Genomic DNA, 13,077 nt, shown 5'->3' on the forward strand with positions numbered 1-13,077 from the left:
ATGGGCACCGAAGAGGTCACCATCTGTGGCGAAAGCGGGGGCCGGTACGCCGAGATCCTGACGCCCGAGGCGATCGACTTCGTCGTGGCGCTGGACCGCGAGTTCGGCGCCCGCCGGGTGCAGCTGCTGGAGCGCCGGCGTCGCCGGCGCGCCACCCGCACCACCGAGCTGGACTTCCTGCCGTCGACCGAGGCGATCCGCAAGGACGACTCCTGGACGGTGGCGCCTCCGGCCGAGGACCTGACCGACCGCCGGGTGGAGATCACCGGGCCGCCGGAGCGCAAGATGACCATCAACGCGCTCAACTCCGGCGCGAAGGTGTGGATGGCGGACTTCGAGGACGCCACCGCGCCGACCTGGGAGAACGTCGTTCTCGGCCAGCTCAACCTGCGGGACGCGCTGGACGGCAAGCTCGACTTCACCGCGCCGGACGGCAAGGAATACCGGATCGGCGACACCATGCCGACCATCATGGTGCGGCCTCGCGGCTGGCACCTGCCCGAGTGCCACCTGCGGATCGGCGGGCGTGCGGTGTCGGCGTCGCTGTTCGACTTCGGCATGTACCTGTTCCACTGTGGCCGTCGTCAGCTCGACCGGGACAGCGGACCGTACTTCTACCTGCCGAAGCTCGAGAGCCACCTCGAGGCCCGGCTGTGGAACGACGTGTTCGTCTACGCCCAGCAGCTGCTCGGCATCCCGCGCGGCACCATCCGCGCGACGGTGCTGATCGAGACGATCACCGCGGCCTTCGAGATGGAAGAGATCCTGTACGAGCTGCGCGAGCACTCGGCCGGCCTGAACGCGGGCCGGTGGGACTACCTCTTCAGCATGATCAAGAACCGGCCGGACGTGGTGCTTCCGGAGCGCTCGCAGGTCACGATGACCGCGCCGTTCATGCGGGCGTACACGGAACTGCTGGTCCAGACGTGCCACAAGCGCGGCGCCCACGCGATCGGCGGCATGGCCGCCGTCGTGCCCAGCCGTGACCCGGTCGCGGCCAAGCGGGCGCTCAACCAGGTGCGGCAGGACAAGCGGCGCGAGGTCGGCGACGGCTTCGACGGCTCGTGGGTGGCGCACCCCGGCCTGGTCGAGACCTGCAAGGAGGTCTTCGACCAGTGGCTCGGCTTCGAGCCGAACCAGCTCGTGCGTCGCCGCGACGACGTGCGGGTCACCGCCCGGGAGCTGCTCGACGTGCGGTCCACGACGGTCACGGTCACCGAGGTGGCGCTGCGCAACAACTGCAGCGTCGCCCTGCGATACACGGCCGCCTGGCTCGGCGGGCGTGGCGCGGTGGCCCTCGGCGGCCTGATGGAGGACGCGGCGACCGCGGAGATCTGCCGGGCACAGCTCTGGCAGTGGATCTCCCACGGCACCCCGACCGACTACGGCGTGCCGGTCACGGCCGGACTGGTGACCCGGATGCTGCGCGAGGAGCTGGACGTCCTCGCCGAGACCGGCGCTCTCGATGAGGACGCCGCGCGGCGCTTCGGACAGGCCCGCACTCTGCTCACCGTGTTGCTCACGGAGCGGACCTGTCCGGAGTTCCTCACCCTGCCCGCCTACCTGCGACACATGACCGGGGACAAGCCCACGCCTGCCCCCGCGATGAGCGCCTGACCTGCGGGAAGAGGACGGCCCGGCGGCGATCTGCCGCCGGGCCGTGCCCGTGTTGGCGCACGATGAGAAAGGCGCCGGGCCCGGGGCCCGGCGTGACGCTTTCCCGGATGCGATGCTGAGGTCGCCACGAGCTTCTCGCCGCGCTGGGGAGGACACACCGATGCTGCCGCTCACTGCCCGGAACCTGTCGTCGCTGCCGCCCGACCTGCCCGTACCGTCCTATGACCGCGGCGCGCTGCGGACCGGGATCGTGCACTTCGGTGTCGGCGGTTTCCACCGGGCCCACGAAGCGATGTATCTCGATCGCCTGATGGCGGGCGGCGCGGCGCTGGACTGGGCGATCTGCGGCGTCGGGGTCATGCCCTTCGACGAGCGGATGCGCGACGCCCTGGTCGCGCAGGACGGCCTCTACACCCTCGTCGTCAAGGCGCCGGACGGCTCCCTCGAGCCGCGCGTCATCGGCGCCATCAAGGAATATCTGTACGCCCCCGACGACCCCGAGGCCGTCCTCGAGAAGATGGCCGACCCGGGCGTGCGCATCGTCTCCCTGACCATCACCGAGGGCGGCTACAACATCGACGCGGTCACCGGCGAGTTCCTCACCGACACCCCCGCCGTCCAGTACGACCTGACCCCCGGCGTCGAACCCCGGACCACCTTCGGTCTGGTCACCGAGGCCCTGGCCCGCCGCCGCGCCCGAGGCATCGCCCCGTTCACCATCATGAGCTGCGACAACATCCAGGGCAACGGCGACGTCGCCCGCCGCAGCTTCGTCGCCTACGCCACGCTGCGCGACCCCGAGCTGGGGGAGTGGGTACGCCGGCACGTCGCCTTCCCCAACAGCATGGTGGACCGCATCACCCCGGTCACCACCGCCGACGACCGCGACGAGGTCCGCAAGCGGTTCGACGTGGACGACGCCTGGCCGGTGGTCTGCGAGCCGTTCACCCAGTGGGTGCTCGAAGACGCCTTCCCCACGGGACGCCCGCCGTTCGAGGAGGCGGGGGTGCAACTGGTGAGCGATGTGGAGCCGTACGAGCTGATGAAACTGCGCCTGCTCAACGCGAGCCACCAGGCGTTGTGCTACTTCGGCTACCTCAGCGGCTACCGCCTCGTGCACGACGTGGCGCAGGATCCGCTGTTCGCCGAGTTCCTGCTCGCCTACATGGACCGCGAGGCCACCCCGACCCTGGCCCCGGTCCCCGGCATCGACCTGGACGCCTACCGGCATCAGCTCATCGAGCGGTTCTCCAACGCCCAGGTGAGGGACACCGTGGCCCGGCTCTGCGCGGAAAGCTCCGACCGCATCCCCAAATGGCTGCTCCCGGTGATCCGCCACAACCTGGCAACCGGCGGCGACATCCGCCGGGCGACCGCGGTGGTCGCCTCCTGGGCCCGCTACGCCGAGGGCGTCGACGAGCAGGGCCGGCCCATCGAGGTGGTCGACCGCCTCCGCGACACCCTGGTGCCCCTGGCCCGCCGGCAGCGCGAGGAACCACTCGCCTTCGTCGCCAATCGTGAACTCTTCGGCGACCTCGTCGACGACGAGCGGTTCGTCGCGACATACCGCTCGGCCCTGTCCTCCCTGCACGCCAGGGGCGCCCGGGCCACGTTGCAGGGGCTGGTCGCCACGCCTTGACGACGGCTCAGACGGCGCGGCGGGCGCGGCGACGGGCCCGGACGAAGTCCGCATCGCCGCCGAGTTCGCCCCACCAGCCCCACGGAATCCCGTCTATGAACTTGCCGATCGACGCGAAAACCGGTGCGGCGTCGGCGTCGCGGCCGGTACGCGCCAGACCATAGGCCAGGAAGTTCGCCTCGTCCAACCAGTCGGCGTGTCGGGGCGCCGGTCGATGGAACCACCCGGTCAACGCGGTGTCGAGTTCGGAGCGCAGGACCGGGTCCCGCCGCCACCGCTCGCCCATCTCGGCGGCGGTGGGGGGCTGGGACTCGCGCTTCTGCTCCCACAACGCGCCACGCCTGGTCGACGTACTCCCGCGGTGCGCTCAGTGCGACCGCGAGCCGCAGCCGGGTGGCCCACGGTGTGGGGTCCTCGGGCGCGAGCCGCATCGCCTGGTCGTTCACCTGCCCCGCCAGGTGCGCCAGGTGGCCGAATTCGGTCGTAGTCGCCCCGGGTGTCGGCCACTGCCCGTCGGGCCAGCTCGTCGTCGGTGCTGTCCCGCGCCTGGCGGTACGCCTCGCGTAGTACGGCGTCGTCCTGCGCCGGATGGGTGTCGATCTGCCGGGTTAGTAGCCGCCACACGGTCGCGATCATGTCCGGCGATGCTAGCCGTCGAGGCGTGACCCGGGTATCCGGGCATCGAAAATCTTCATTAGATGTCTTTACTGTTAACAAGCTTTAAATTATGTTGGGCCCACGGCCGGAAAGCGCCCCCACGCTTGCCGTCCTGTCCCCACGGTGGGCCGGGTCCCCCTTCGTCCCCGGCCCGCCGTCCACCATGAAGTGGAGCCCTTCATGAGACGCAGAGTCGCCCTCCCCATCCTCAGTACCGCGGCCATCGGCGCGTCGTTGTTCGTCGCCGTGGCCCCCGCCTCGGCGCACGGCTACATCTCCTCGCCGCCCAGCAGGCAGGCGAACTGTGCCAGTGGTGCCGTCGCGAACTGCGGCGACATCATCTACGAGCCGCAGAGCGTCGAGGCGCCCAAAGGTTCGATGCAGTGCAACGGCGGCGGCAGCCGGTTCGCCGTCCTCAACGACAACAGCAAGGGCTGGCCGGCCGCCTCGGTCGGGAAGTCGGTGACCTTCACCTGGACCTTCACCGCCCGGCACGCCACACACTCGTGGGAGTACTTCATCGGGGGCACCCGGCTGGCCGTCTTCTATGACGGTGGCGCGCAGCCCGGTGCCACCAAGTCCCACACGGTCGGCATGGGATCGTTCAGTGGCCGCCAGACGGTGCTCGCCCGGTGGAACGTCAACGACACCGCCATGGCCTTCTACGCCTGCGTCGACGTGAACATCGGCGGCGGTGGCGGCCAGCCGCCGCCCACCACGCCGCCGACGACGCCGCCCACCACGCCGCCCACCACCCCGCCGACGACCCCGCCGGCCGGTGGCACCTGGCGGGCCGGGACGGCGTACGCGCCGGGGAACACGGTCACCTACGGCGCGGCGACGTACCGGTGCCGGCAGGCGCACACCGCGCAGGTCGGCTGGGAACCCCCGAACGTCCCCGCGCTGTGGGAGCGGGGCTGAGTTGGTGCCGGGGCACGGCGGCGGCGGTGCTGCTGACGGTGATCCTCGCCGGCTGCGGATCCTCACCCGCGCCGCCGCCTGCTCCGGCGTACTCCGGCACCGACGTGATGTTCCTGCAGATGAGCCTGGCGTACGCCGACCAGGGTGAGCGGGTCGCCGAGCCCGCCGCGCGGCGGGCGGCCGATCCGCGGTTGCGGGCACTCGCCGCCGAGGCGCGCGAGCAGTGGCGGGCCGAGGCCCGGACGATGCGGGACTGGCTGACGCTCTGGCGGCAACCGGCGTCGGCGGATCCCGCGGCGGACGCCCACGCGGGGCACGGCGATCTCCACTCCCTGCGGGACGCCGACATCGCCGAGCTGGCCGCGGCGCGGGGCCATGACTTCGACCGTACGGCGGTGGGCCTGCTCCTCGGTCACCTGCACAACTGCGTCGGGGTGAGCCGCATGGAGTCGGTCGGTGGACGGTTTCCGCCCGCGCGGGAACTCGCCGAGCGGATGACGGCGAACCGGCAGGCTCATATCCGGCGCCTGCTCGCCCTGGCGTAGCCCGATCGAACGCTCGTTGAAGCTTCAAACGGCCCGTAGGATGGTCGGGTGAGTGCCGAACCTGGGGCCCGCTGGCTGAGCGCCGAGGAGCTGGAGTCCTGGCTGCCGATCGGGGGGCTGCTCCTGCGGCTCCCGGCCGCCCTGGACACCCAGATGCAGCGCGATTCGGGCCTGAGCCACTTCGAATACCTGGTGTTGGCCAACCTCTCCGAGGCGCCGGGCCGAACCCGCCGGATGAGCGCCCTCGCCGCGCTGGCAAACGGCTCGCTGTCCCGACTGTCCCATGTGGTCAAGAGGCTCGAGGGTCGGGGCTGGGTCGAGCGCACCACCTGCCCGCGCGACGGGCGATATACCAACGCGGTGCTCACCGACGCGGGCTGGGACAAGGTGCGCCACAGCGCCCCCGGCCACGTCGAGGCGGTCCGGGACCTGGTTCTGGACACGCTGACCGGCCCGGAACTGGCCCAGCTCGGCGATATCGCCCGCCGGGTTCTGGCGCGCCTCGAAGCCGCGGAGCCGAACCAGGTAGCCGCCCGGTCCGAGCGGCGCTAGCCTGCCTCCCATGGCAGAGTTGATCACCCCGACCACCCGGCTGCACGAGCGGTGGCTCGCCGCGCGTGACGACTGGGGACGCGGGGTGCACCAGGACGGTTCGGGCCTGCGTCCCGACGACGAGGTGGACTCGGCCGAGGGCTTCGCCGCCTTCGTCGGCAAGCTGCGCCGCGAGTCGGATCCGGCGATCCCGGCCGCCGCGGGCTGGGTGCACTGCTCCTACTGGTGGATCGTCGAGGACGACGAGGTGCTGGGCTCGATCGCGCTGCGCCACGAGCTCAACGAGTTCCTGCTGGAGGCGGGCGGTCACATCGGCTACGGCGTACGCCCCGCCGCGCGCCGCCGCGGCCTGGCCTCCCGCGCGCTGGCGGAGGTGTTGCCGCACGCGCGCGAGCTGGGTCTCGACCGGGTGCTGCTGACCTGCGAGGTCACCAACGAGGGCTCCCGCCGCACGATCGAGCGCAACGGCGGCGTGCTGGAGGACGTGCGCGACACCGCGCTCGGCCGGCTCCGGCGATACTGGATCACCCTCGCCGGCCGGGCACCCGACCGTCAGGGCGTGTAGGCCTTCACGGTGCGTCCGTTCGTCACGAAGAGCCGGCCGCCGGCGGCCACCACGTGGTCGGTCGCCGTGCCGAAGGCGCGCACGGTCTTGCCGCTGGTCGGCGCCAGCACCACCAGCGACGTGCCACTCGTGGCGTAGAGCAGGCCGCCGGCCCGGACCGGGTTGCCCGGCGTCTTCAGCGCCCGGGTCCAGAGCAGCTTGCCGCTCTTCGTGTCGTACGCGTTGAACCGCCCGGCCGACGCCACATAGACGCGCCGCCCGTCGGTGGCGAGCTCGCCCGCCTCGTTCTTGACCGTCCACAACGTCTTGCCGGTGGCGGCGGCGATGGCGCGCAGTCCGGGGGATCCGGAGAGGTAGAACTGGTCGCGGGCCGGGTCGGCGGCGCTGGCCGCGTAGCGCAGACCGGTACCCCAGTGGTTGAGGCCGGTCTTGATGGAGACCGCCTCGGTGAGGTTCGACGTGGTGCGCGCGAGCAGGACGCGGCCGGCGTCTGCGACCGGGCCGGCGAGGACGGCGTTCGGGCGGCTCCACAGCGACTCGCCGTCGGAGATCCGGAACGCCTCGACGCCGTGGTCGGCGTCGTCGCACGTGCCGCAGTAACCGGAGACCGCGACCGTGCCCTGGTCGACGACCACGGTGTCGGTGGTCCAGGCGGTCAGGCTGCTCCACCGCTCGGCGCCGGTGGCCGCGTCGAGCCCGACCACGTTGCTGTCGTAGTTGCTGTTCGAGTAGCAGGCGACGTCGGTGACGACGACGGTGTCGCCCGAGACGGCGAGGCCGGTGGCCTCCACGTAGCCGGCGAAGTACGACCACAGCTTCTTGCCGGTCGTGGTGTCGTACGCGCCGACGCCGTTGCCGTCGGGCTCCAGGATGAACATCCGGCCACCGGAGACGATCGGCGCGACCGGGTTCAGCGGGCAGCTGTCGACGGCCGCCTTCGGGGTCACCGTCCAGCGGGTCTTGAGCTTCTTCACGGTGCCGGAGTTGATCACCGACTCGCCCGGGTTGTAGAAGGTGTGGCCGGCGCCGTACCCGTCCTGGGTCCAGTTCTCCGCCGGCGCCGCCGCGGCCGGGGAGGTGAGGGTGCCGAGGGTCAGGAGAACCGTCGCCGCGGCCAGGCCGCGCGCACATCGCTTGAGCTGCATGAGCAAGATCGTGGAGGTACGGCCGGCCGGCGCGCGGCGACTTGCGGGTAGCCGGGGCGGAATCCCCCGTTCAGGGTCACCCCACCAGCCGACGCTCCCAGGCCCAGGCGGCGATCTCCACCCGGTTGCGGGCGTTGAGCTTGGTCTGCACGCTGCCGAGGTGCGTCTTGACCGTGCCGACCGAGATGAACAACTCGGTCGCGATCTCGGCGTTGGTCAGGCCGCGTGCGGCGAGCTTCACCACGTCGAGCTCGCGCGGTGACAGGCCGCCGTCGTCGTCGCTGGGCGCGGGCGGGGACAGGTGCTCCAGCAGCCGTACGGTGATCGACGGGCTGATCAGCGCGTCACCGGAAACCGCCGCGCGCACCGACTCCACCAGCAGCGCCGGGCCCGAGTCCTTGAGCAGGAAGCCCGCCGCGCCGTTGCGCAGCGCCTGGTGCACGTACTCGTCGAGGTCGAAGGTCGTCACGACGACGACCTTCATCGGATCCGCGACGCCCGGGCCGGCGAGCAGCCGCAGCGCCTCCAACCCGTCCATCCGCGGCATGCGGATGTCGAAGAGCGCCACGTCCGGCTTGAGCTTGCGCGCCATCGCGACCGCCTCGACACCGTCGGCGGCCTCGCCGACCAACTCCATGTCGGGCTGCGCGCCGATGATCATGCCGAAGCCGGTTCGTACCATCGCCTGGTCGTCGGCGATCATCACGCGGATCACCGCGTCACCTCCTGGTCGAGGGGCAGGGCCGCGTCGACCACCCAGCCGCCGTCGATGCCCGGCCCGGCGGTGATGCGCCCGCCGACCGCGCGGACCCGCTCCTGCAGGCCCACGAGACCGTACCCCGGCGCGTCGCGCGGCACGCCGGCCTTCGGCGGCAATCCGTCGTTCGCCACGCGGACCAGCAGCCAGTCGGGGGTGCGGCGCACCCACACGTCGGCGACCCGGGCGCCCTGCGCGTGCCGGCGGATGTTGGTCAGCGCCTCCATCACCACCCGGTATGCCGAGGTGGACACCTCGACCGGGACGCCCTCGGTGCTGCCATCCAGATGCAGGCGGGCGAGCGGCCCGCCGGAGGTGGTGAACTGTTCGAGCAGCGGGCTGAGCTCGTCGACGCCGGCCAGCGGCGTCAGCGGGGCGTCCGGCCGCGCGTTCGGGTCGCGCAGCACGCCGACCATGCGGCGCATGGACGCCATCGTCTCGGCGCCCGCGGCCTCGATCTGCTCCAGGGCGAGCAGCACGCGCTGCGGGTCCTGCTCGGCGATGAAGCGGGCGCCCTGGGCCTGCACCACGATGCCGGTCACGTGGTGGGCGATGAAGTCGTGCAGGTCGCGGGCGAATTCGGCGCGCTGCTCCGCGCGTACGGAATCCATCGCCCGCAGCCGGGTCGACTCGAGGGTCCGCAGATAGATGCCGAGTCCGATGACCGCCGTGCCGGCCAGGCCCTGTGCGAGGCCGACGATGACCATTTCGGTGCCGAAGCCGCTGCGCAGCGGCAGGAACCCGAGGGCCATCCCGGTGGCGAGCACCGCGCCGATGGCCCATTGCGGGTCGCCGCGCCGGCTGAGCACGAACAGGACGCCCAGCAGTCCGACGGCCTCGGCGAGGCCGTAGCTGCCGCCGTAGATCGTGCCCTGGCCCGCGATGGCGACCGTGAGCAGCAGTGAGAAGACGGAGAGCAGCAGTGCGACTTTCGGCAGACGCTTCGAACCCTGCCGGTGCCGGGGCAACCAGACCGCGGCGGTGGCGATCGCCGTCAGGATCTGCAGGACCACGATGTCCCCGGTGGAGGACATGCCGTTGGCCAGGTCGAACAGGCCCAGGACCGCCATCATGAAGAGGGCGCCGAGCTGGGCCAGCCGGAAGAACAGGGCACGTTGCGTCAACATCGTGACCCAGCGTAACCGCTGCGTCGGCGGCCTCCATCGGCCGAAAGGTAGATCCACACCCCGAGCCGTTCCCCACCCCGGGCCGATGCGCCGGTCACGGCCCCTCCCGCAGGATTTCTCCAGTCTGATCCACTATTCCGGAGGCATCCCCATGTATTCGCAGTCCCCGGCCGTCGCGCCGCTGACCTCCGCCGGCGGCGGACCCGACGGGCACCTGACCGCTGTCGCGGCCGAGGACCTGGTCAAGGTGTACGGCAGCGGCGACACCGCGGTGCGGGCGCTCGACGGCGTCACCGTCGGCTTCGCCCGCGCCCAGTTCACCGCGATCATGGGCCCCTCCGGGTCGGGCAAGTCGACCCTGATGCACTGCCTCGCCGGGCTCGACACGGCCACCTCCGGGCGGGCCCTGCTCGGCGGCACCGACCTGACCGTGCTGTCCGACAAGGTGCTGACCAAGGTGCGCCGGGAGCGGATCGGGTTCGTGTTCCAGTCGTTCAACCTGCTGCCGCAGCTGACCGCGGAGCAGAACATCACCCTGCCGCTCGACCTGGCCGGGCGCACCGCCGAGCGGGGGCTGCTGGCCCGCCTGACCGAGGTCCTCGGCATCGCCGACCGGTTGCGGCACCGCCCCAGCGAGCTGTCCGGTGGCCAGCAGCAGCGGGTGGCGCTGGCCCGTGCGTTGGTGTCGCGGCCCGAGGTGGTGTTCGCCGACGAGCCGACCGGCAACCTCGACTCGCGGTCCGGCGCCGAGGTGCTGTCGTTCCTGCGCAACTCGGTGCGGGAGCTCGGCCAGACCGTGGTCATGGTGACCCACGACCCGGGCGCCGCCGCGTACGCGGACCGGGTCGTGCTGCTCGCCGACGGTCGCATCGCCGGTGAGATCGACCGCCCCGACCGCGCGTCGGTCGCCGAGGCCCTGCAGAACCTGGGGAACCAGCGATGAAGGTCCTCGGCACCCAACTCGCCGGCGTCGCCCGCCGCCCGGCCCGCCTCCTGCTGACCGGCCTCGCCGTCCTGGTGGCCGCGTTCGTCGTCTACGCCACCGTGCTCGCCCAGGAGATCACCGAGAAGACCACGATCGAGAGCTTCAGCGGCACCCCGGTCGCCGCGGACCTCGTGGTCGGCCCCTCGAGCGGCGACCAGTTCTCCGACGTGGAGTTCCGCGCCGACGACATCGCCAAGTTCCGGGCCATTCCCGGCGTGGCCGAGGTCGCCGGGCGAGCCCGGGCTGGCGCGGAGGTGAACGGCGACTACCTCGATTTGCTCGCCGACCCGGGCAGCGGCGCGCTCGCCACCGTCCACGCCACCAAGGGCACCTATCCGACGAAGCCCGGTGAGATCGCGGTCAGCCCGCGGACCGCCGACCGGATGGGCCTGTCCATCGGGAGCACGGTGACCATCCACACCGGGCGCGACGACACCAACAAACCGATCAAGCCGATGAAGTTCACGGTCACCGGGATCGTGGACGCCGAGAGCGACTTCGGCGGCACGGCCTACGCGCCGCAGAGCACCGTCTCGGCGATCCAGAACTCGAACTTCATGCGGCACGTGGAGCTGCGGCTCGAGCCCGGCGCCGACACCGCGGCGGTGACCGCCGCCGCGGACCGGATCGTCGCCGCCGGCCCCAAGCCGCAGGAGGGAATGTCGCGCGCCGTGGTCCGCTCCGGCGCCGAGGTGCGCCGCGCGGAGGCGGAGGAGGCCGCCGCGGGCATCAAGGATCTCTTCCTCGCGATGGGGATGTTCGTGGCCATCGCCGTGGGCGCCGCCGGCCTGGTCGCCACCTCCACCTTCCGGATCGTGTTCGCCCAGCGGATGCGCCAGCTCGCCCTCCTGCGGGCGGTCGGTGCCGGACGCGGCTCGCTGTGGCGCGCTCTCGCCGTCGAAGGCGCGCTGACCGGCTTCGTCGCCGGCACCGTCGGCGTGCTCGGCGCCCTCGCCTTCGGCCAGGCGGTGCCGCCGCTCCTGCGCGCCTTCGACATCACGGTCTCCTCGCCCGGTGTGCCGGTGCTGCCGGCGGTCGCCGTGGTCCTGCTCTCGACGGTGATCACCGTGCTGGCGGTGCTGGCCCCGGCGCTCTCGGCCTCGAAGGTGTCTCCGCTGGAGGCGCTGCGCTCGGCGAGCACCACCGCCGGACGCGCCGGCATCGGCAAGGTCCGCGCCGTGTTCGGTCTGCTGTTCGCCGCCGGGGCGGGTCTGCTCGCCGCCTACGTCGTCACCAACCTGCCGGGTCGCGACACCAAGGACTACAACGCCGAGCCGATGATGTTCGCCGTCCTGGGCTCCGCGGGGCTGGCCTTCCTCGCGCTCATCGCGCTGGGTCCGCTGCTGGTGCGCCCGGTGCTCGCCACCGTCGGCTGGCCGCTGCGCCGGCTCGGGCCGGTCGGCAAGCTCGCCGTCGGCGGCGTGGGCGGGGCGCCCCGGCGTGCCGCCGCGGTCTCGGTGGTCGTCGCGCTCGGTGTCGCCCTCATCGCCGGCGTGGTGGTGACGGGTGCCTCGGCGCGGGTTCTCGCCGACCGGGAACTGGCCTCGTCGGCCCCCGCCGACTTCGAGTTGGCCGCCAGCGGTGACCCGGCCGATCTGCCGGCCACCGTCCTCGCCCAGGCGAAGGCCAGCCCGGACCTGACGCACGTGACGCCGTACCGCCGGCTCAGCAACGTCGTCCTCTCCGGCGGTGACGCCAACTGGAAGCTGCGGGCCAGCGACCTGTCCATGACGGCGCTGCCCGAGCTGAAGAAGATCGACGTCACCGGCGGCTCGCTGGCCGCGATCGGGCCCGGCAAGGCGGCGATGAGCAAGTGGATCGCCGAGGACTACGGGCTGAAGGTCGGCGACACCGCCACCCTGACGGCGGACCAGCGCAAGGTCCAGGTGGAGGTGGTCGCCACGCTGTCGGACACCGGGCCGCTGCAGTCGGACATCATCGCCGACCCCGCCGATCTCACCAAGCTCGGCGCGGCGGCCACCCCGACCGGGCTGCTGGCGGACGCCGCCAAGCCCGGCGAGGAGGGGCGCACGGCCGGGCAGAAGGCGATGCGGCAGCTCGTGGCGGGCAAGACCGGCATCAGCGTCGCGGTCCTCGCCGACCAGCGCGACGAGTTCGACACGATGCTCACCACCATGCTCGCGGTGGTCATCGGGCTGGTCGGCCTGACCGTGCTGATCGCCGTCGTCGGCGTCGGCACCACGACGGCCCTGTCGGTGGTGGAACGCGCCCGCGAGTCCGGCCTGCTGCGCGCCGTCGGCCTCACCCGGGGCGGCCTGCGCACCATGCTCACCACCGAGTCCAGCCTGTACGGGGTCATCGGCGCGACGGTCGGGCTCCTGCTCGGCGTGCCGTACGCGTGGCTGATGATGAAGGCGCTCGGCGCCAACCTTCCGTTGAAGCTGCCGGTCGGGCAGCTTGCCCTGGTGTTCCTCGCGCTGGTCGCCTTCACCGCTCTGGCGGGTGTGCTGCCGGCCCGGCGGGGTGCGAAGGTCAGCCCGGTGGCGGCGCTGGCCACCGACTGAGAGGTGTTCCGAGCGCCCCGGCCGGTGACCCGGGCGGGGCGC

At 72.1% G+C, this 13,077-nt stretch carries 12 protein-coding genes; 8 read left to right on the forward strand and 4 right to left on the reverse strand.

The features are described 5' to 3' along the window. Positions 1–1,617 (forward strand): malate synthase A, encoded by a 1,617-nt coding sequence (gene aceB / locus AB0M36_RS12025; RefSeq protein WP_364155661.1) that lies wholly within the window; start codon positions 1–3, stop codon positions 1,615–1,617. A gap of 160 nt (positions 1,618–1,777) precedes the next feature. Further along, complete coding sequence (locus AB0M36_RS12030) at positions 1,778–3,256, forward strand: mannitol dehydrogenase family protein (RefSeq protein WP_364155663.1); 1,479 nt, start codon at positions 1,778–1,780, stop codon at positions 3,254–3,256. A 7-nt stretch (positions 3,257–3,263) separates the two neighbouring features. Here AB0M36_RS12030 and AB0M36_RS12035 read toward each other — a convergent pair whose 3' ends face one another. Continuing rightward, on the reverse strand, positions 3,264–3,587 hold the full coding sequence (locus AB0M36_RS12035) for a hypothetical protein (RefSeq protein WP_364155665.1): 324 nt from the start codon (positions 3,585–3,587) through the stop codon (positions 3,264–3,266). Between the two features lie 506 nt (positions 3,588–4,093). On the opposite strand from AB0M36_RS12035, the gene AB0M36_RS12040 reads away from it, so the two are divergent. Genes AB0M36_RS12040 through AB0M36_RS12055 form a run of 4 tightly spaced genes read left to right on the forward strand, consistent with a single transcriptional unit; the run spans position 4,094 to position 6,496 of the window. Then, on the forward strand, positions 4,094–4,834 hold the full coding sequence (locus AB0M36_RS12040; protein WP_364155667.1) for a lytic polysaccharide monooxygenase: 741 nt from the start codon (positions 4,094–4,096) through the stop codon (positions 4,832–4,834). 26 nt (positions 4,835–4,860) lie between these two features. Next, the gene (locus tag AB0M36_RS12045) at positions 4,861–5,379 is read left to right on the forward strand and encodes a DUF305 domain-containing protein (protein ID WP_364155669.1); all 519 of its coding nucleotides are present in this window, start codon (positions 4,861–4,863) and stop codon (positions 5,377–5,379) included. A 48-nt stretch (positions 5,380–5,427) separates the two neighbouring features. Next, the gene (locus AB0M36_RS12050) at positions 5,428–5,931 is read left to right on the forward strand and encodes a MarR family transcriptional regulator (protein ID WP_364155671.1); all 504 of its coding nucleotides are present in this window, start codon (positions 5,428–5,430) and stop codon (positions 5,929–5,931) included. A 10-nt stretch (positions 5,932–5,941) separates the two neighbouring features. Further along, positions 5,942–6,496 carry a GNAT family N-acetyltransferase gene (locus AB0M36_RS12055; RefSeq protein ID WP_364155673.1) on the forward strand — a complete coding sequence of 185 codons (555 nt, stop codon included), beginning with the start codon at positions 5,942–5,944 and terminating at the stop codon, positions 6,494–6,496. On the opposite strand, the gene AB0M36_RS12060 is transcribed toward AB0M36_RS12055, so the two are convergent. The 3 genes from AB0M36_RS12060 to AB0M36_RS12070 all read right to left on the reverse strand — a co-directional run bounded on the left by AB0M36_RS12060 (position 6,484) and on the right by AB0M36_RS12070 (position 9,525). Next, positions 6,484–7,641, reverse strand: coding sequence for a PQQ-binding-like beta-propeller repeat protein (locus AB0M36_RS12060; protein ID WP_364155675.1), 1,158 nt, complete (start codon positions 7,639–7,641; stop codon positions 6,484–6,486). The genes AB0M36_RS12055 and AB0M36_RS12060 overlap by 13 nt on opposite strands. 76 nt (positions 7,642–7,717) lie before the next feature. Next, positions 7,718–8,356 (reverse strand): response regulator transcription factor, encoded by a 639-nt coding sequence (locus AB0M36_RS12065; RefSeq protein ID WP_364155677.1) that lies wholly within the window; start codon positions 8,354–8,356, stop codon positions 7,718–7,720. Beyond that, positions 8,353–9,525 carry a histidine kinase gene (locus AB0M36_RS12070; RefSeq protein ID WP_364155679.1) on the reverse strand — a complete coding sequence of 391 codons (1,173 nt, stop codon included), beginning with the start codon at positions 9,523–9,525 and terminating at the stop codon, positions 8,353–8,355. The genes AB0M36_RS12065 and AB0M36_RS12070 overlap by 4 nt, the downstream gene beginning before the upstream one ends. 151 nt (positions 9,526–9,676) lie before the next feature. Here AB0M36_RS12070 and AB0M36_RS12075 point away from each other — a divergent pair, with 151 nt between their 5' ends. Then, positions 9,677–10,468, forward strand: coding sequence for an ABC transporter ATP-binding protein (locus AB0M36_RS12075; protein ID WP_364155681.1), 792 nt, complete (start codon positions 9,677–9,679; stop codon positions 10,466–10,468). Beyond that, positions 10,465–13,035, forward strand: coding sequence for an ABC transporter permease (locus AB0M36_RS12080; protein WP_364155683.1), 2,571 nt, complete (start codon positions 10,465–10,467; stop codon positions 13,033–13,035). The genes AB0M36_RS12075 and AB0M36_RS12080 overlap by 4 nt, the downstream gene beginning before the upstream one ends. Positions 13,036–13,077: the final 42 nt, after the last annotated feature.

This window comes from Actinoplanes sp. NPDC051346 (assembly GCF_040682215.1).
Classification (GTDB): domain Bacteria; phylum Actinomycetota; class Actinomycetes; order Mycobacteriales; family Micromonosporaceae; genus Actinoplanes.